Here is a 17,937-nt window from a genome sequence, read left to right as displayed (position 1 = left end):
GACCGGCGGAATCCCCCGCCGGTTCGAGGTGGTCTACATCATGGAGACGAGGCAGGCCGCACGGATGTGACACCGCGGGCGCTACGCTGCAGGAATGGCTGATTCGACGACTTCGGGACGAGTTCGTACGGTCTCCCGGTTACGACCGTTCGCCTCGACGATCTTCGCCGAGATGACCGAACTCGCCGTCCGGCACGGTGCGATCAACCTCGGGCAGGGCTTTCCCGACGTCGACGGCCCGCCCGCCATGCTCGAGATCGCCCGCAACGCCATCGCCGAGGGGGTCAACCAGTATCCGCCCGGGTCCGGCATGCCGGTCCTGCGGGAGGCCGTCGCTGCCGACCGTGCCGCGCGGTACGGCCTGCACCACGACCCCGAATCCGAGGTGCTCGTCACCGTCGGCGCCACCGAGGCGATCAGCGCCGCCATCCTCGGGCTCGTCGAACCCGGCGAGGAGGTGCTCCTCACGGAGCCGTACTACGACTCGTACGCGGCCTCGGTGGCGCTCGCCGGTGCGACGCGACGGACCGTGCCGCTGACCCGTTCCGGGAACGGTTTCGTGCTCGATGTCGACGCCCTGCGCGCCGCCGTCACCGACCGGACGCGGATGCTGGTCGTCAACAGCCCCCACAATCCCACCGGCACCGTCTACGACCGCGAGGCACTGACGGCACTGGCCGAACTCGCGTGCGAACGCGACCTGCTGGTGCTGTCCGACGAGGTGTACGAGCACCTGGTCTTCGACGGTCGCACGCACATCCCGCTCGCATCGTTGCCCGGCATGGCCGAGCGGACGATCACGGTCTCGAGTGCCGCCAAGACCTTCAACGTCACCGGCTGGAAGATCGGGTGGGCGATGGGCCCGCGCGAGCTGATCGACGGGGTGCGCGCCGCGAAACAGTTCATGACGTTCGTCGGTGGGGCGCCCTTCCAGCCGGCCGTCGCGCATGCGCTGACGCACGAACAGGACTGGATCGCGTCGATGCGCGCCGACCTCGAACGCAAGCGAACCTTCCTGTCCCACGCACTCTCCGATGCCGGTTTGAAGGTGTTCGACTCTGCCGGAACGTACTTCGTGTGTGCCGATCTGACTCCCCTCGGCCGGACCGACGCGGTGGCCTTCTGCCGCGAACTCCCGGGCCGCATCGGGGTGGCCGCGGTACCGGTGAGCGTCTTCGTGGACGACACCGCCTCGTGGAACCATCTGGTGCGCTTCGCGTTCTGCAAACGGGACGAGGTGCTCACCGAAGCGGTGGCACGTCTGAACGGATTGCAGGAGGCGCGCTAGATGTTGCGACCTACCATCCCGTCGGACTTCGTGTCGCGAGCGGTACGGGTGGGAGCCGAGGAGGGCATCGATCTGCAGCCTGCCCTCGACGCAGCACGCATCAGCCGCGCGGTGCTCACCCACCCCCATGCCCGGCTCACGCCCGCCCAGGTCAGTCGCTTCACCCAGGTGGTCTGGCAGATCACCGACGACGAACTCTTCGGCATCGCACCGGCTCCCGTGCCCCGCGGCACCTTCCGGGTGATGTGTCTGACCCTCATCCACCGGCCCGATCTCGATCACGCTCTGCAACGGATGATCGAGGTGAACCATGTCATCCGGTCGCTGCCGCAACTGAGTCTGACCCCGGGAGCGTCCACCACCTTCCTGGAGGTGGAGCTGCCGGAGGTCGTGGACGACAAGACCCGCGTGGTCGTGGATTTCCTTCTCATGCTGCTGCACCGCTTCGCCGCATGGCTGGTGGGCGGGCGTGTCCCCCTCGAGTCGGTCTTCCTGCCGTACACCGAACCCGATCCCGTCCTGGCCCGTAGTTACGACGCGATCTTCGGCGTGCCGGTGACCTTCGGCGCCGGACGGGCAGCGCTCGAGATCGACAATGCCGCGCTGAAGTCGCCCCTCGTGCAGACCGAGGAATCGCTCGAGGAGTACCTGCGCGATTCTCCGAATCTCATTCTCTCGGAACGTGAATACGAGTCGACGGTCTCGTCCCAGGTGCGGCGGATCTTCGAGTCGGGTATCGAAGGCCGGACGGCGACCGCCGAGGACATCGCCGGCAGGCTCGCAGTGAGCCCTCCCCACCTGCGGCGCCTGCTCCGCCAGGAGGGCACGTCGTTGGGGCAGTTGCGCGAGGAGGTCCTCCGCGACCTCGCGATCGCGGGCCTGAGACGCGGTGAGGCGGTCGACGATCTGTCGTCCCGGCTCGGTTTCTCCGAACCGAGCGCCTTCCGCCGGGCGTTCAAGAGGTGGACCGGAAACACTCCTCGCGCATATCGAGAACACCGCTGACAGTCGCGCCCGCCGGTTGTCGTAATGTCGCCGGATACCCCTCGTACTCCGCGCCGAAACTCGATTCGACCAGCAGGTTCGGGGAGAGAACCCGGCTACACGCACATGCCGGAGCCCGGCTTGCATTCCTCCATTTTCAATGGGAACGTCGGAGGCGAACCGTCATCGACTTTCGAGAGGGTGATCTACGAGCTATGCGCACGATCGTTCGCGACGACTATCCGACCCGCGGTCGCACCGCCTGCGAGTCCGTCGAGAGGAAGGATCCCGTCGTCTGGGGTTCGGCCACCGGCGGGCCGCTCGGCTCCGAGGCAGTGGCCGAATACGACCGCCGCGGGTTCCACACCGCCGAAGGGCTTCTCGCCGCACACGATGTGGGGAACCTTCTGGAGGAGACCGCACGACTCGGCCGAGAGCTCGGTGACGACGACCGTGTGGTCCGTGAACAGGGCAGCGGCGATGTCCGCTCGGTCTTCGACGTGCACCGGCTCAGCGATCTCGTGGACTCCATCATCCGCAGGCCCGAGATCGTCGGTATCGCACGGCAACTGCTGGGATCCGATGTGTACGTCCACCAGTCGCGGCTCAACGTCAAGCCCGGCTTCCGCGGTGGCCCGTTCTACTGGCACTCGGACTTCGAGACGTGGCACGCCGAGGACGGCATGCCTTCGCCGCGCGCCCTGAGCATCTCGATCGCTCTGACCGAGAACTACGGTTACAACGGCGGTTTGATGATCATGCCGGGTTCGCACAAGACATACATCTCGTGCGCGGGTGAGACACCCGAGGACTACTACCGCGAGTCCCTGGTCACCCACGTTCCGCCGACGGGTTCGCCCGACGAGGACACTCTCACCCGGTTGGCCGCCGAGCACGGTATCGCGACGTTCACCGGGCCGGCAGGCTCGGCGACGGTCTTCGATTCGAACTGCATGCACGGTTCGAACGGGAACATCACGCCGTTCCCGCGCTCGAACCTGTTCGTGGTGTTCAACAGCGTCGAGAACACGCTCGTCGAACCGTTCGCCGCGTCGAAGCCGCGTCCGTCCTATCTCGGCAGCCGCGACTTCACGCCGCTGACGTGACATGACTGACGTGACATGATGTGAGCACCTCCACGGCTGTGGCCGGGACGCCCTGCGGCGTCCCGGCCGCCGCCGTCGGGGCGCCGTTGTCACGCAGATGTCGTGCGTGCCTGCATGTCGATCGGCATGGCGCGTCCACGTGAGCCGAAGATCGCCCGCCGGAGGGTGAACCTGCCCAGCTCGCGATCGTAGGGGCGGTATGCCGCATACGCGATCACGTGGAGATACGACTGCAGACGAACGAGTTTGCGAATCTGCGGCGTGAGCCTGCCGTGCAGTTCGAAGGTGTCGATGCCCGATCGGATATAGGCCGCGTACTCGCTCGGCGGTGTGTAGGCGCGGCGCGGCGAGACGTCGACGAACAGTTCGGTGAGCTGGGCGATCTCGATGTCCGCCTCGCGGAGACACAGGGCGAGGTCGATGTCCTCGTGGATCTTCGGGTCGGTACTGACGACGTCACGGACCCGTTCCCACGCGGAGCGTCGCAGTGCCATGTTCGCGCCGTGCAGATTGTCGATCCGTCGTTCACCGCCGAATACTCCTTGCGCGACCCGTTTGTCGATGTACCACTGCTTGAGCCCGCGGTAGGGGGAATCGTAGGAATTGCCGAGTCCGCTGATCGCGCCGACCTCCGCGGTGTCGTCGCGGGCGAAGAAGCTGCGGACGGTGTGCGCCCACCCGGGACGAACCCGCGTGTCGGCATCGATCCGGCCGATGAGATCTCCTGTGGCCGCATCGAATCCGGCATTGCGCGCGAATGCGACACCCGGCCGTGGTTCGACGATCCGTCGCACGAGGGGCTCACCGGCGGCGATGGCTTCGATGATCTGCGCCGTTCGATCGGTGGAATTGTTGTCCACGACGAGGATTTCGTGGATCTCCGACTTCTGGGCGAGCAGCGCCGCGAGACATTGCGCGATGTATCGCTGCTCGTTGTGGGCCGGCACGACGATCGACAACCTGTTCGTAGCCATGGAAACGACGCTACCGGACCGACGAGGGCCGGCGTTCGTCATCGCTGACGACTCCGCCGGCCCTTCGTGCCGGAGACGGGGATCAGCCGCGGCGGGCGCGCACGGCCTGCGCGAGGCGATCGAGCTGCGCGGCGGTGGTGTCCCAGTCGATGCACGCGTCGGTGATCGACTTGCCGTAGTCGAGCTTGTCGGCCTCGCCGAGGGTCAGGTCCTGACGTCCCGCCTCGATGAAGCTCTCGAGCATCAGTCCGACGATGCCCTTCTCGCCGGCCTCGATGCGCTCGGCGACATCGGTGACGACGTCGACCTGCTTGTTGTGGTCCTTGCGGCTGTTGCCGTGGCTCGCGTCGATGACGACACGCTCGGGCAGACCGGCCTTGCGCAGGCGGGCCATGGTGTCGGCCACGGTCTCGGCGTCGTAGTTCGGGCCGGCGCTGCCGCCGCGCAGGATGACGTGGCAGTCCGGGTTGCCGACGGTCTCGATGAGCGCGGCCTGACCGTCGAGGTCGGTGCCGGGGAAGACGTGGCTGGCCGCTGCGGCGCGGGTGCCGTCGACCGCGACCTGCACGTCACCTTCGGTGGAGTTCTTGATGCCGACGGGCATGGACAGCGCGCTGCACAGCTGGCGGTGGACCTGGCTCGCGGCGGTGCGGGCACCGATGGCTCCGTAGGTGACCAGGTCGGCGTAGTACTGCGGGAGGATCGGGTCGAGGAACTCGCAACCGACGGGCAGGCCGAGACCGGAGACGTCGAGCAGCAGCTTGCGGCCGATGCGCAGGCCTGTGTTGATGTCGAAGGTGCCGTCGAGGTGCGGGTCGTTGAGCAGGCCCTTCCATCCGAGCGTGGTGCGCGGCTTCTCGAAGTACACGCGCATCACGACGTGCAGGTCGTCGCGGAGTTCCTCGGCCTTGGAGGCCAGACGGCGCGCGTAGTCCATCGCGGCGGCGGGGTCGTGCACGGAGCAGGGGCCGACCACGACGACGAGGCGGTCGTCGGCGCCGTTGAGGATGTCGACGGTGCCGGCGCGACCCGAGCGGACGGTCGCTGCGACGACGGCGTCGGGTGCGTACTCGGCGCGGATCTCGGAGGGGGCGACGAGGGGGCTGACCTTGACGGTGCGCTGTTCGTCGAGATTCGACGTGGAGATTCCGGTGCTCGCGGTTCCGGTGCTGGGGCTCATCGATGGTTCCTGTTCTCGGTGGTTCGGAGTCCGACCCGAGAGAACCTGAGATTCCGACGAGCCGGTCTGGATCCGGCTCGTAGGTGAAGAAGTCAGCGCGTGGTCACGCCGACCGACCCACCCCGGGCCGGCCTGCTAAACCAGAAATATGCACGCTGCATAACTCCGGACTTTACCAGGACGGCCGACACGCCTGTCAAACCACCCCGGGGAGGGGGAGACGGAGAGGTGTCCGTCAGCGTGGACCCGTGGGCAGGACGACGCGACCGAAGGTCGTGCTGAGGACCCCGGCAGCGGAGGTGTACCAGGCACCGGCGGCGGCGGCGAGTCCGAAATAACCACCGACCCTCGTCAGACCGGTCTGCTCCAGCAGCGCTCCGAGAGTGAGGAAGACGAAGGCGACGAGCAGCACCGAGAAGGTGGCGAACAGGGCCGCGCTGATCCGGGTACTGGCGAACCACATGTAGACGGTGAAGATGGTCCAGGCCAGCAGGAAGATGCCCACCCCGACGTGTCTCTCGGCACCCATCTCCTCTGCGGTGTAGGTGACGAGATACCAGAAGCTCAGCCAGAACGCGCCGTACGAGCTGAAGGCCGTCGCCCCGAAGACGTTCCCCTTCAGGAACTCCCACATTCCCGCGGCGAGCTGTGTGAGACCGCCGTAGAACAACGCCACCCCGAAGACGGCGGCTTCCGCCTCCGCCGAGATGAACCCGGCGTTGGCGCAGGACAGGATGAACGTCGTGAGAGCGAAGGCTGCCAGACCCAGGGGGCCGGGATCGGCGATGTGGGCGCCTCGGTGAAAGGGGACCGCGATTTCGTTGGGGTCGTCTTCGGTGTACGACATCCGCCGGCTCCTTCGGAGGAGGAGAACCCGGCGCAGGCTCCCGGGCCTCCTTCGGATGGTTCGAACACTTCCAGTGTGCGCCCCGGCAACCGGTGTGCGTGCGGCAAACGGGAAGCCGATTTCCGTCGGCGATCACCCCGTCGAACTCCTAGTGTTGCGAATATGAGCACGCACGTCGTCCGCAGCCGCCATGTCGCTCGGGTCGTCCGGTGCGCACCGCGCCGGGTCTACGAGTTCGCCGCGGATCCCGACAACCTGCCGAAGTGGGCGGCCGGCCTGGCGCGGAGCGAGGTACGGCGGGTCGGCGACGCCCTCGTCGCGGAGTCCCCGATGGGCGAGGTCACCGTGCGGTTCGTCGGCTCCAACGACTACGGGGTGCTCGACCACGAGGTGACACTGCCGTCGGGTACGACGGTGCACAATCCGATGCGGGTACTCCCCCATCCGGACGGTGCCGAGGTCGTCTTCACCGTCCGGCAGATCGATCCGACCGACGACGAGTTCGACCGCGACACGCGCATGGTGGAAGAGGACCTCGCGCGACTCGCGGCGCTCCTCGAGTCGTGACCCATCGGAACAGGAGAACGTGAATGGCCCGCAAGATCGCAACCAACACCGCAGTCGGCCTGCAGGAATTGCTGGACTTCGTCCGGCCGCGCCACCGGATGATCCTCATGACGCAGCGCGACGACGGCACACCGCAGGCCTCCCCCGTCACCGGCGGCGTCGACGACAGCGGGCGCATCGTGATCGCGACCTATCCCCGGCGTGCCAAGACCCGCAACGCCCGTAGCCGGCCGGAGGTCGGTGTCGTCGTGTTGTCCGACGATTGGAACGACGCGTGGGTGCAGATCGACGGGACCGCGGAGGTGATCGATGCCCACGACGACGTCGAACCCTTCGTCGAGTACTTCCGCAACATCGCCGGTGAGCATTCGGACTGGGACGAGTACCGGCAGGCCATGCGCGATCAGGGCAAGTCGCTGATCCGGATCACCCCGACCCGCTGGGGTCCGGTGGCCACGGGAGGCTTCCCGCCCGAAACGGCATGACGACCTCGCGCCGAAACTCTCTGGTGCAGAGAGCCGCTCGCGCGCGGCCGGCGGTCTACCGCCACGGCACGCGTTCGGGGTCGCGCAGCATCCGCCGTGCCGTGGACATCCGGTGCACCTCGTCGGGACCGTCGTAGATGCGGGCGTAACGCGCCCGCCGGTACATCCCCTCGAGCGGTGTGTCGGCGGTGAGACCGAGCGCCCCGTGCACCTGGATCGCACGGTCGACGACGTCGTGCAGCATCTGCGCGCCGCGGAACTTGACGAGCCCGATCTGCACCCGGGCGTCCTCCCCCGCGTCCATCACCCGCGCGGCGTCCAGGGTCATCAGACGTGCGGCCTGGATGTCGGCGGCGGATTCGGCGATGTAGCGCTGGATCTCCCCCTTCTCGCCGAGCAGCGAACCGTGGGCGAATCGGGAGTTGGCGCGGGCACACATGAGTTCGAAGGCCCGCTGGGCCTGGCCGAGCCACCGCATGCAGTGGAAGATCCGGCCCGGCCCGAGCCGGTCCTGCGCGACGACGAAGCCGTTGCCGCGTTCGCCGAGCACGTTCTTCTCGGGAACCCGCACCCCGCTGTACCGCACCTCGTAGTGATCGCTCGGGTCGTGACCCATCGTGGGGATCGCCCGCACGATCTCGAGTCCGGGGGTGTCGATGGGCACGATGATCGCGCTGATGCTGCGGTGCAGCGGCGTCGACTCGGGTTCGGTCCGGGCGAAGACCGTGCAATAGCCGGCCTGCGCGGCACCGGTGGTGAACCACTTGTGCCCGTCGATCACCCATTCGCCGTTCTCGAGCCGGGCGGTGGTCTGCACGAGCACGGGGTCGGATCCCGCCACTTCCGGTTCGGTCATGCCGACGGAGGGCAGGATGTCGCCGGAGACGAGCCCCGGGATCCAGCGCTCGCGTTGTTCGGCGGTGCCGTGCCGCTGGATCATCAGGGCGTCCTGCATGGACACCGATCCCACCGCGAGCTGGCCGTACTCGGAGCGGCCGATGATCTCGTTGAGGTAGACGAAGTCGAGGAAGGGAACCCCGCCCCCGCCCATCTCCTCGGGATGCCCCAGGGCCCACAGCCCGAGTTCCTTCGCCCTGCCCTTCAGACCGGCGAGCGCCTCGGCGGCCTTGTCGTCGTGGCGGCTAAGGACGGGTTCGAGAGGAATCACCTCGTCGTCGATGAACGAACGCATGCGGGTGCACAGTTCGGCCACCCGCCCTTCGGGCCGGTTCGCAGTCATGCCCGCCAATCTATCGGCGCACATGTGCACTCACATAGCGTTCCGTTCGGTACGGGTGTGGAAATCGGTCCGCCGGGGCATTCTGGGGCGAGTCCATCCTGCGACGCGACGAGCACGGAGGTGCCATGCCGGATCCGTCCGACCGAGTACCCGATTACGAACACACCGAAGACGGTCATCTCGTCGAGAGCCGGGCCGAGGACTTCGCCCATGCACGCAGCCTGCCCGTCGACCCGGACTGGTTCAAGACCGCGGTGTTCTACGAGGTCCTCGCCCGCGCTTTCAACGACTCGAACAACGACGGCACCGGCGACCTGCGGGGGCTGACCGAGAAACTCGACTACATCGCGTGGCTCGGTGCCGACTGCATCTGGTTGCCACCCTTCTACGATTCACCGCTCCGCGACGGCGGTTACGACATCCGCGACTTCCGTGCTGTGCTACCGGAATTCGGTACGGTCGAGGATTTCGTGATCTTCCTCGACGAGGCGCACAAGCGCGGTATCCGCGTCATCACCGACCTGGTCATGAACCACACGTCCGACACGCACGCGTGGTTCCAGGAATCGCGGAGCGACCCCGACGGGCCGTACGGCGACTTCTACGTGTGGTCGGATGTCGACGACCGGTACCAGGAAGCCCGCATCATCTTCGTCGACACCGAGACGTCCAACTGGACGTGGGATCCGGTACGCAAGCAGTACTACTGGCACCGGTTCTTCTCGCATCAGCCCGACCTGAACTACGACAACCCCGAGGTCCAGGACGCGATGCTCGACGTCCTGCGTTTCTGGCTCGATCTCGGCATCGACGGGTTCCGCCTCGACGCGGTCCCCTATCTGTTCGAGCGCGAGGGGACCAACTGCGAGAACCTTCCCGAGACGCACGCCTTCCTCAAGAAGTGCCGTGCGGTGATGGATGCCGAATATCCCGGCCGGGTGATGCTGGCCGAGGCGAACCAGTGGCCCACCGATGTCGTCGAGTACTTCGGCGAACCCGAGATCGGCGACGAGTGCCACATGGCCTTCCATTTCCCGCTGATGCCACGCATCTTCATGGCGGTGCGGCGGCAGAACCGTTTCCCGATCTCGGAGATCCTCGCCCAGACCCCGCCGATCCCGAAGACCGCCCAGTGGGGCATCTTCCTCCGCAACCACGACGAGCTGACCCTCGAGATGGTGACGGACGAGGAACGCGACTACATGTACGCCGAGTACGTCACCGACCCGCGGATGCGCGCCAACATCGGCATCCGCCGTCGCCTCGCCCCGTTGCTGGAGAACGACCGCAACCAGCTCGAGCTCTTCACCGCTCTGTTGCTGAGCCTGCCCGGCTCCCCCGTCCTGTACTACGGCGACGAGATCGGCATGGGCGACAACATCTGGCTCGGCGACCGCGACGCGGTGCGGACCCCGATGCAGTGGACCCCCGACCGCAACGCGGGCTTCTCCCGCGCCGACCCGGCCCGGCTGTACCTGCCGGTGATCATGGATCCCACCTACGGGTACCAGGCGGTGAACGTCGAATCGCAGATGAACTCGACGAACTCGCTGTTGCACTGGACGCGGCGGATGATCCAGGTCCGCAAGCAGCATCCCGCCTTCGGCAAGGCCTCGTTCACCGAACTCGGCAGCGCGAATCCCGCGATCCTGTCCTATCTGCGTGAGATGTCGCCCGGTCCGGAACGCAACTACAGCGACGTCATCCTGTGTGTGAACAACCTGTCGCGTTATCCGCAGGCGGTCGTTCTCGATCTGTCGCGCTTCGCGGGGTGGATCCCTGTGGAGCTGACCGGGTCCGTCCCGTTCCCGACGATCACGGAGGAGGGTTACATGATCACCCTGCCCGGTCACGGATTCTTCTGGTTCGCCCTGCAACCCGACCCGTCGAAGGAGGGACCGGGCGAACATCCGGTGAGCAGCGAAGCAGAAGCGGCGGTCCAGCCATGACCGCCGACAACGAGCTCTATCCGGACGCGCAGCTCGTCGAGGACCTGCGTGAGTGGATGCCGCACCAGCGATGGTTCGCGGCGAAGGGCCACACCATCACCGGGGTCGGTGTCGTCCTGCGTCATCCGCTCGTGGAGGAACCCGGTTTCGGGGCCGATCATGTGATCGTGAAGGTCTCGTTCGACTCGACGGCGGACCAGATCTATCAGGTGCCTCTCGGTTTCCGTTCCCATCTCCCCGAGGAACTGCAGTCGTGGAGCGTGATCGGTCCCGACGATTCCCAGGATCGCGGCCTGCACGTCTACGACGGCCTCCGCGATCAGGAGATCCTCGACCGGTACTCGCGCAATCTGGCGAACGGCACCCCCGCCGGCCCGGTGGAGCTCCACACCGTGCCGGGTTCGGTCATCGAACCGGGCCTACGTGGGCGCGCGTTGAGCGCGGAGCAGTCCAACACCTCCGTGGTCCTCGGAGAGAAGTTGCTGCTCAAGATGTTCCGTCGGCTCACGCTCGGCATCAATCCGGACGTCGAGCTGCCGCTCGCCCTCGGCGAGGACGGATGCCGGTCGATCGCCCCGATCCGGGCGTGGATCGAAGCGGAGGTCGACGGGGTCCGCACCACGCTGGCGATGGTGCAGGACTTCGCGGCGAACTCGGCCGACGGCTGGTCGATGGCGCTCGGCAGCGTCCGGGACCTGCTCCTCGAAGGCGACCTGCGCGCCGACGAGGTGGGCACCGATTTCGCCGGGGACTCGCACCGCATCGGCGCGGCCGTGGCGGATGTGCACGCCCATCTCGGCTCCGCGCTCGGCGTCGACGAACGCGACGCCTCCGAGTTGGCAGAAGGCATGATCCACCGGTTCCAGGCCGCGGCGGCAGAGGTCCCCGACCTCGTCGAACTCACCGACGCGGTCCGGGCCCGATTCGACGAGGTCGCCGCGCTGGGCAAGGTGCGGGTGCACCGCATCCACGGCGACCTGCATCTCGGGCAGGTGTTGCGCACTCCCGAACGCTGGCTGCTCATCGACTTCGAGGGCGAACCCGCGAAATCCCTCGAGGAGCGCCGCAAGCCCGACAGCCCGTTCCGGGACGTGGCAGGAATGCTGCGGTCGTTCGACTACGCCGCACACCACTCGATCCGTGAATCCGAACAGGGCGCGGCCGTGGAGTCGCAGCGGGAGTTCCGGGCCCGCGAGTGGGCCGAACGCAACTGCGCTGCTTTCTGCGACGGTTACGCGGCCGCCTCGGGCACGGATCCGCGGGACTCCGACGTCCTGCTGCGCGGTTACGAGCTCGACAAGGCGGTCTACGAGGTGGTCTACGAGGCGCGACACCGCCCCTCGTGGCTGCACCTGCCGCTCGAGGCGATCCGTCGCCTCACGGCCCGCTGACCGCTGTCCGAACACGGGAAGGGGAGAGATGCCGTGGCATCTCTCCCCTTCCTCGTTGCGCGGGTCAGCTCACCTGGAGCAACAGTTCGTCGTCGACGACGTCCGCCGTCACCCGGTTGCCCTCGGCGAGTGCGTCGTCGAGCAGCATGTCGGCGATGCGATCGTCGACCACCCGGGAGATCGAGCGGCGCAACGGACGGGCACCGAACTCGGGCTGATGACCGTTGCGGGCGATCCACTCCACCGCGTCGGCGGTGAACTCGAGATCGATCCCCTTGCTCTGCAGCCGCTTCCGGCTGTCGTCGAGCAGCAGCTCGGTGATCCGGTGCAGCTGGTCGTCGTCGAGCTTGCGGAACATCACGATCTCGTCGATGCGGTTGAGGAACTCCGGCCGCATCGATTCGCGCAGCCGTCCCATGACCCGGTCGCGCAGCGGCTTCTCGGCCGCCTCGGCGTCACCGGTGGTGAAGCCGAGCGCGCCACCACGGCTCGAGATGATGTCCGAACCGAGGTTGCTGGTCATGATGACGACGGTGTTGGTGAAGTCCACCGTGCGTCCCTCACCGTCGGTGAGGCGACCGTCGTCGAGGACCTGCAGCAGCGTGTTGAACACGTCCGGGTGCGCCTTCTCGATCTCGTCGAGCAGCACCACCGAGTAGGGGTGACGACGCACCTGTTCGGTGAGCTGCCCGGCCTCGCCGTAGCCGACGTAGCCGGGAGGGGCACCGACGAGCCGGCTCACGGTGTGGCGTTCGCCGAACTCGCTCATGTCGATGCGCAGCATGGTGCGCTCGTCACCGAAGAGCACCTCGGCGAGGGCCTTCGCGAGCTCGGTCTTGCCGACGCCGGTGGGACCGAGGAACAGGAAGCTGCCCACCGGACGACGCGGGTCGCTCATGCCGGAGCGGCTGCGCCGCACGGCACGTGCCACGGCGTGGACGGCTTCGTCCTGTCCGACGACGCGCTTGTGCAGCTCGTCCTCGAGAGTGCGCAACCTCTCCTTCTCGGCGCGGGTCATCCGCGACGCGGGGACTCCGGTGGCCCGCGAGACGATCTCGGCGATCAGCTCCGGGTCGACGGTCGGAGTTCCCTCTCCGTCGCCCTCGCTGTCGCCACCGTCGATCCGAGCCTGGATGCGAAGGATCTCGTCGCGGATGCGCGAGGCATCCTCGTACTGTTCGGCCTCGACGGCCCGATCCTTCTCCGCTTCGAGTTCGTCCAGCCTCGAACGCAGTTCGCTCACGTCGGTGCGCGGCACCCGCAGGCGCAGTCGTGCACCGGCCTGGTCGACGAGGTCGATCGCCTTGTCCGGCAGGTGCCGGTCGGGCAGGTACCGCATCGACAGGTCGACGGCCGCTTCGAGCGCTTCGTCGGTGTACCGGACCTTGTGGAACTCGGCGTACCGATCGGCGAGACCCTTCAGGATCGCGACGGCGTCGTCGCGTGCGGGCTCGTCGACCGTGACGGGCTGGAAACGGCGTTCGAGCGCCGGATCCTTCTCGATGTGCTTGCGGTACTCGTCGAGGGTGGTCGCCCCGACGACATGCAGTTCACCGCGGGCGAGCTTCGGCTTGAGGATGTTCGCCGCGTCCATCGCGCCCTCGTTGCCGGCGCCCGCGCCGACGACGGTGTGGATCTCGTCGATGAAGACGATGAGCTTGCCCTGCTGGGCGGTGATCTCGTCGAGCGCCGTGGTGAGGCGTTCCTCGAAGTCGCCCCGGTAGCGGGTTCCGGCGACCATCGCCGTCAGGTCGAGCTGGACGATCCGCTTGTCCTGCAGGATGTCCGGGACGTCGCCGTCGACGATGCGCTGGGCGAGTCCTTCGACGATGGCGGTCTTGCCGACGCCGGCCTCACCGACGAGCACCGGGTTGTTCTTGGTGCGTCGCGCGAGGATCTCGATCGTCTGCTCGATCTCGTCGGTACGGCCGATGACGGGGTCGATGCCGCCGCCGCGCGCCCGCTCGGTGAGGTCGACGCCGAATTTGTCGAGTGTCGGCGTCGGGGTTTCCTCCGCGGCGGGAGCCGCGGGGGTGGGCTGCAGTGCGGTCTGCAACGCCTGCGGGGTCACGCCCAGGGACGCCAGCAGACGTCCGGGAGCGCGGGTCTGGTCGGCCGCGAGCGTGAAGAACAGGTGCTCGGGGTCGATGTAGGTGGAGCCGAGCGCACGCGAGAGCTGGTGCGCTTCGAGGAGTGCGGTCTTCACGGCACCGGTCAGTGCGGGTGCGGAGACGGCCTCACCGGGGCGGCTCTGCGGCAGCCGCTGGTCGACGGCGGCAGCGACGTCGGCGGGGTCGGCTCCGGCGCGCGTCATGACCGTGCGGGACGGATCCTGCTCCGCCATCGCGCGGAGGAGGTGCAGCACGTCGAGTTCCGCGTCACCACGGTCGGTGGCGTAGCGCGCTGCGTGGGCGAGGAGATCCTGGGTACCGCGGCTCATGAAACGAGTGATGTCGATTCGGCCGGGGCCACCAGGCCCGAAGAATGCCGGCATTCCGAAGCCTTTCTGTCGAACTTGAGCCATTCTCACTCAACTAACGTGCCCAGTGTTCCCTCAATTCCCACATGGAAGTGATCCGGAACACGCATCGAGTTGTGGCCATTAATGTTGTGCACAACAAAACGGGGCACTACATTCATTCCCGTGCCGTCTCCACTCGAACTCGACCAGCAGGTGTGCTTCGCGCTCTACCGCGCCTCCCGCACCATCACGGCCGCCTACCGGCCGCACCTCGACAGGCTGGGCATCACCTACCCGCAATACCTCGTGCTCCTGGCACTGTGGGAAAGCGATGCACGAGGCGTGCAGGATCTGTGCGACTCGCTCGATCTCGACACGGGCACACTGTCCCCCCTGCTCAAACGGCTCGAGGCCGCCGGATACGTCGAACGACGCCGGCAGCGGACCGACGAACGTCGTGTCGTCGTCCACCTCACCGAAGCGGGAGATGCACTCCGGACAGAAGCCGCGGACATCCCCGGCTGCGTGACGCGGGACAGCCGGTTCGACGTCGACGAACTGGTCGCGCTACGCGAGACGCTCCACCGCCTGACCGCCGCGTTGCAGGAAGCACCCGGCGCACTCTCGAAGAAAGGCCGGACACCGTGAACATCATCTACACCGCCGAAGCACTCGCCACCGGAGCAGGCCGCGACGGCCACGCCCGCACCAGCGACGGCAAGCTCGACGTCGACCTGGCCCTCCCCACCGAGATGGGTGGCAGCGGCAAGGGCACCAACCCCGAACAGCTTTTCGCCGCCGGATACGCCGCGTGCTTCCACTCGGCGCTGCAGATGATCGCCCGGCAGGAGAAGGCGGACATCAGCGACTCCGCGGTCGGCGCCCGCGTCGGCATCGGCCCGACCGACGGTGGCGGATTCGGTCTCGCCGTGACCCTCGAGGTGACCCTGCCGAACCTCCCCCGCGACAAGGCGCTCGGGCTCACCGAGAAGGCGCACCAGGTGTGCCCGTACTCCAACGCGACCCGCGGCAACATCGACGTCACCCTCGAGGTGACGGACGAGTGAGTCATCCCCGAGGGATGACGCGCGAGTGACGTTCCCCCTGCGCTGCGCACGTGTCCGCGCCGACCCGTAGCGTGGACACGTGCGCACGCAGGACCGGTCGCAGCTCTCGCTGTTCGCGACCGAACTCGATTTCCCCCTCGACGACTTCCAGGTCGAGGCCTGCCGCGCCCTCGAGGACGACCGCGACGTCCTGGTCTGCGCTCCCACCGGGGCGGGCAAGACCGTCGTCGGCGAGTTCGCCGCCCGTCTCGCGCTCGTAGCGGGCGGACGCTGCTTCTACACCACCCCCATCAAGGCGCTGAGCAACCAGAAGTACCTCGACCTGTCGCGCCGGTTCGGCGACGACCGTGTCGGTCTGCTCACCGGCGACATCTCGCTGGATCCGCACGCACCCGTGGTCGTCATGACCACCGAAGTGCTGCGCAGCATGCTTCACGGTGGCTCTCCGCTCCTGCGCGGACTCACCCACGTCGTCATGGACGAGGTGCACTATCTCGCCGACCGCGAGCGCGGTGCGGTGTGGGAGGAAGCGATCCTCTCGCTCCCCGACGATGTCCGGCTGACCAGCCTGTCCGCCACGGTGAGCAACGCCGAGGAGTTCGGTGGCTGGCTGCGCGGCATCCGCGGCGACCTCGCGGTCGTCGTCGAGGAGACCCGGCCCGTCCCGCTGACCCAGCACATGCTCGCCGGCGGGCGGCTGTTCGACCTGCTGTCCCCGTCCGGCACCGTCGACGAGACCCTCGAGCGGTACATCGCCCACCGTCAGCTCGTCGAGGCCGCACCCGGCCCCGCGACCGGCCGTGGGCGGCGACGGCGACGCACACGCGGACCGGCCGGTGCCGACCTGCCCGAGGTCGTCGCCCGCCTCGAGGCCGAACAACTGTTACCGGCCATCTGGTTCCGGTTCAGCCGCAACGGCTGCGACGACGCCGTCGCCGAATGCCTCGACTCGTCGGTCCGCCTCACCGAGGCCGCCGACGTCGCCGAGATCCGCGCGGTCGCCGACCGGCACACCGCCGCCCTGCCGCCCGCCGATCTCGACGCCGTCGGTCACATCGAGTGGCTCGAAGGACTCGAACGCGGTTTCGCCGCGCACCACGCCGGCCTGATCCCGGCCTTCCGTCACACCGTCGAGGAATTGTTCGCCCGCGGTCTCGTGCGGGTCGTGTTCGCCACCGAGACCCTCGCCGTGGGGGTGAACATGCCGGCGCGCACCGTCGTCCTCGAACGCCTCGTCAAACCCACCGCAGACGGCCCGGTGCGCCTCTCCCCCGGCGAATACACCCAGCTCACCGGTCGCGCCGGCCGACGCGGCATCGATGTCGAAGGCCACGCCGTCGTGCTGTGGAGTCCCGAGGCCGCCCCCGCGACCGTCGCCGGTCTCGCCGGCGCACGCTCGTACCCGCTGCACAGTTCGCTGCGCGTCGGCTACAACACCGCGGTCAACCTGGTCGCCGGTCGCGGCATCCCCGGCTCCCGTGACTTTCTGCGACGCTCGTTCGCCCAGTTCCAGGCCGAACGGTCCGTCGCAGCGCTCACCGACGCCGTCCGCGCGAACACGACGGCGCTGCGCGATCTCGACACCGAACTCGAGGACGTCGAGGGTTTCACCGAGTACCGGCACCTGTGCGACCGGCTCGCCGAAGCACGGCGCTCCGGTTCGGCCGAACTCGTGACGTCGCTGGCACGGGCGGTACGTTCGCATCCCGCGCATCGACGCGGCGACAGGGAGCGCCTCCTCGCCCTCTCGGCGCGGCGCGCCGCGGTGCACGGCGACACCGAACGGATGCGGTCGCAGATCGACTCGGTCACCGGCCGCCTCGTCGAGACCTTCGATCGCACCCTGGACCTGCTCGAGGAGCGGGGTTATCTGCTCCGCGACCCGATGGGCGGATCCGCCTACGTCACCGACGACGGTCGTCGCCTGGGCCGGATCTACTGCGCGAACGACCTTCTCGTCGCCGAATGTGTGCGGACGGGCGCGTGGTCGGGCCTGACGCCGGCCGAGCTCGCCGCCGTCGCCTCGAGCGCTCTGGGCGAGACCCGTCGCCGCACAGTCGGAGTCCCGGGACGCACCACCCCGGCGATCGACGAAGCGTTGCGCGCGACCTCACGGCTGTGGAGCGAACTCGCCGGACACGAGGAGCGTCTCGGCCTGGAGGTGGGGCCGGATCCGGATCCGATCGCCGTCGCCGCGATCCACCGCTGGGCGCGCGGGGACGGACTCGCCGCCGCCCTGCGCACCGCTTCGGATGCGGGGCTCTCGGCGGGCGATCTGGTCCGGCGCTATCTGCGCACCCTCGATCTCGTGGATCAGACCGGACTGTGCCGACGCGACGATCTGCCGCCGGTCTCGTTCACCCTGACCTGAGAACTGCCGACCTGCAGGATCTACGGG

The 17,937-nt window shown here is 67.8% G+C and carries 15 protein-coding genes; 10 read left to right on the top strand and 5 right to left on the bottom strand.

All coding sequences use genetic code 11. From position 1 onward, the window contains the following. Positions 1–94: 94 nt before the first annotated feature. The 3 genes from U9J23_RS04200 to thpD all read left to right on the top strand — a co-directional run bounded on the left by U9J23_RS04200 (position 95) and on the right by thpD (position 3,378). Positions 95–1,288: a pyridoxal phosphate-dependent aminotransferase gene (locus U9J23_RS04200; protein WP_059381833.1), complete on the top strand. Its 1,194-nt coding sequence runs from the start codon at positions 95–97 to the stop codon at positions 1,286–1,288. Beyond that, a complete protein-coding gene (locus U9J23_RS04195; protein ID WP_326601520.1) occupies positions 1,289–2,293 on the top strand; it encodes an AraC family transcriptional regulator in 1,005 nt (334 codons plus the stop codon). Between the two features lie 194 nt (positions 2,294–2,487). Next, positions 2,488–3,378, top strand: coding sequence for an ectoine hydroxylase (gene thpD, locus U9J23_RS04190; RefSeq protein WP_059381835.1), 891 nt, complete (start codon positions 2,488–2,490; stop codon positions 3,376–3,378). Between the two features lie 89 nt (positions 3,379–3,467). Here thpD and U9J23_RS04185 read toward each other — a convergent pair whose 3' ends face one another. The 3 genes from U9J23_RS04185 to U9J23_RS04175 all read right to left on the bottom strand — a co-directional run bounded on the left by U9J23_RS04185 (position 3,468) and on the right by U9J23_RS04175 (position 6,379). Next, complete coding sequence (locus U9J23_RS04185) at positions 3,468–4,352, bottom strand: glycosyltransferase (protein WP_059381836.1); 885 nt, start codon at positions 4,350–4,352, stop codon at positions 3,468–3,470. Positions 4,353–4,434: 82 nt separating this feature from the next. Beyond that, on the bottom strand, positions 4,435–5,532 hold the full coding sequence (locus tag U9J23_RS04180) for a 3-deoxy-7-phosphoheptulonate synthase (protein ID WP_059381837.1): 1,098 nt from the start codon (positions 5,530–5,532) through the stop codon (positions 4,435–4,437). Positions 5,533–5,767: 235 nt separating this feature from the next. Further along, complete coding sequence (locus U9J23_RS04175; RefSeq protein ID WP_085469239.1) at positions 5,768–6,379, bottom strand: acetate uptake transporter; 612 nt, start codon at positions 6,377–6,379, stop codon at positions 5,768–5,770. A 162-nt stretch (positions 6,380–6,541) separates the two neighbouring features. Here U9J23_RS04175 and U9J23_RS04170 point away from each other — a divergent pair, with 162 nt between their 5' ends. Together U9J23_RS04170 and U9J23_RS04165 are read left to right on the top strand one after the other, a co-directional pair. Next, positions 6,542–6,946, top strand: coding sequence for an SRPBCC family protein (locus U9J23_RS04170; RefSeq protein WP_059381839.1), 405 nt, complete (start codon positions 6,542–6,544; stop codon positions 6,944–6,946). Positions 6,947–6,969: 23 nt separating this feature from the next. Further along, positions 6,970–7,431, top strand: coding sequence for a PPOX class F420-dependent oxidoreductase (locus U9J23_RS04165; RefSeq protein ID WP_059381840.1), 462 nt, complete (start codon positions 6,970–6,972; stop codon positions 7,429–7,431). Between the two features lie 55 nt (positions 7,432–7,486). Here the strand turns inward: U9J23_RS04165 and U9J23_RS04160 are convergent, their stop codons facing one another. Continuing rightward, positions 7,487–8,671 (bottom strand): acyl-CoA dehydrogenase family protein, encoded by a 1,185-nt coding sequence (locus tag U9J23_RS04160; protein ID WP_174479598.1) that lies wholly within the window; start codon positions 8,669–8,671, stop codon positions 7,487–7,489. 125 nt (positions 8,672–8,796) lie between these two features. Here U9J23_RS04160 and treS point away from each other — a divergent pair, with 125 nt between their 5' ends. Continuing rightward, positions 8,797–10,620 carry a maltose alpha-D-glucosyltransferase gene (treS, locus tag U9J23_RS04155; protein ID WP_059381842.1) on the top strand — a complete coding sequence of 608 codons (1,824 nt, stop codon included), beginning with the start codon at positions 8,797–8,799 and terminating at the stop codon, positions 10,618–10,620. After that, a complete protein-coding gene (locus U9J23_RS04150) occupies positions 10,617–12,011 on the top strand; it encodes a maltokinase N-terminal cap-like domain-containing protein (RefSeq protein ID WP_326601512.1) in 1,395 nt (464 codons plus the stop codon). The genes treS and U9J23_RS04150 overlap by 4 nt, the downstream gene beginning before the upstream one ends. Before the next feature lie 64 nt (positions 12,012–12,075). Here the strand turns inward: U9J23_RS04150 and U9J23_RS04145 are convergent, their stop codons facing one another. After that, positions 12,076–14,505 (bottom strand): ATP-dependent Clp protease ATP-binding subunit, encoded by a 2,430-nt coding sequence (locus U9J23_RS04145; protein ID WP_059381844.1) that lies wholly within the window; start codon positions 14,503–14,505, stop codon positions 12,076–12,078. A gap of 150 nt (positions 14,506–14,655) precedes the next feature. Here U9J23_RS04145 and U9J23_RS04140 point away from each other — a divergent pair, with 150 nt between their 5' ends. The 3 genes from U9J23_RS04140 to U9J23_RS04130 all read left to right on the top strand — a co-directional run bounded on the left by U9J23_RS04140 (position 14,656) and on the right by U9J23_RS04130 (position 17,910). After that, positions 14,656–15,120 (top strand): MarR family winged helix-turn-helix transcriptional regulator, encoded by a 465-nt coding sequence (locus U9J23_RS04140; protein ID WP_059381845.1) that lies wholly within the window; start codon positions 14,656–14,658, stop codon positions 15,118–15,120. Beyond that, positions 15,117–15,539, top strand: coding sequence for an organic hydroperoxide resistance protein (locus U9J23_RS04135; RefSeq protein ID WP_272266844.1), 423 nt, complete (start codon positions 15,117–15,119; stop codon positions 15,537–15,539). The genes U9J23_RS04140 and U9J23_RS04135 overlap by 4 nt, the downstream gene beginning before the upstream one ends. A gap of 79 nt (positions 15,540–15,618) precedes the next feature. Next, positions 15,619–17,910, top strand: coding sequence for a DEAD/DEAH box helicase (locus U9J23_RS04130; RefSeq protein WP_059381847.1), 2,292 nt, complete (start codon positions 15,619–15,621; stop codon positions 17,908–17,910). Positions 17,911–17,937: the final 27 nt, after the last annotated feature.

This window comes from Rhodococcus sp. PD04 (assembly GCF_035918275.1).
Lineage (GTDB): Bacteria > Actinomycetota > Actinomycetes > Mycobacteriales > Mycobacteriaceae > Rhodococcus > Rhodococcus rhodochrous.
The sequence above is the reverse complement of the archived record's forward strand: the minus strand, read 5'-3'. Positions and strand labels throughout refer to the sequence as shown.

Bases quoted from the DNA above. Each gene is read 5' to 3' on its own strand.
- U9J23_RS04200 (WP_059381833.1), top strand. From the start codon at position 95: ATGGCTGATTCGACGACTTCGGGACGAGTTCGTACGGTCTCCCGGTTA.
- treS (WP_059381842.1), top strand. From the start codon at position 8,797: ATGCCGGATCCGTCCGACCGAGTACCCGATTACGAACACACCGAAGAC.
- U9J23_RS04160 (WP_174479598.1), bottom strand. From the start codon at position 8,671: ATGACTGCGAACCGGCCCGAAGGGCGGGTGGCCGAACTGTGCACCCGC.
- U9J23_RS04145 (WP_059381844.1), bottom strand. From the start codon at position 14,505: ATGCCGGCATTCTTCGGGCCTGGTGGCCCCGGCCGAATCGACATCACT.
- U9J23_RS04175 (WP_085469239.1), bottom strand. From the start codon at position 6,379: ATGTCGTACACCGAAGACGACCCCAACGAAATCGCGGTCCCCTTTCAC.
- U9J23_RS04180 (WP_059381837.1), bottom strand. From the start codon at position 5,532: ATGAGCCCCAGCACCGGAACCGCGAGCACCGGAATCTCCACGTCGAAT.
- thpD (WP_059381835.1), top strand. From the start codon at position 2,488: ATGCGCACGATCGTTCGCGACGACTATCCGACCCGCGGTCGCACCGCC.
- U9J23_RS04170 (WP_059381839.1), top strand. From the start codon at position 6,542: ATGAGCACGCACGTCGTCCGCAGCCGCCATGTCGCTCGGGTCGTCCGG.
- U9J23_RS04195 (WP_326601520.1), top strand. From the start codon at position 1,289: ATGTTGCGACCTACCATCCCGTCGGACTTCGTGTCGCGAGCGGTACGG.
- U9J23_RS04150 (WP_326601512.1), top strand. From the start codon at position 10,617: ATGACCGCCGACAACGAGCTCTATCCGGACGCGCAGCTCGTCGAGGAC.
- U9J23_RS04165 (WP_059381840.1), top strand. From the start codon at position 6,970: ATGGCCCGCAAGATCGCAACCAACACCGCAGTCGGCCTGCAGGAATTG.
- U9J23_RS04185 (WP_059381836.1), bottom strand. From the start codon at position 4,352: ATGGCTACGAACAGGTTGTCGATCGTCGTGCCGGCCCACAACGAGCAG.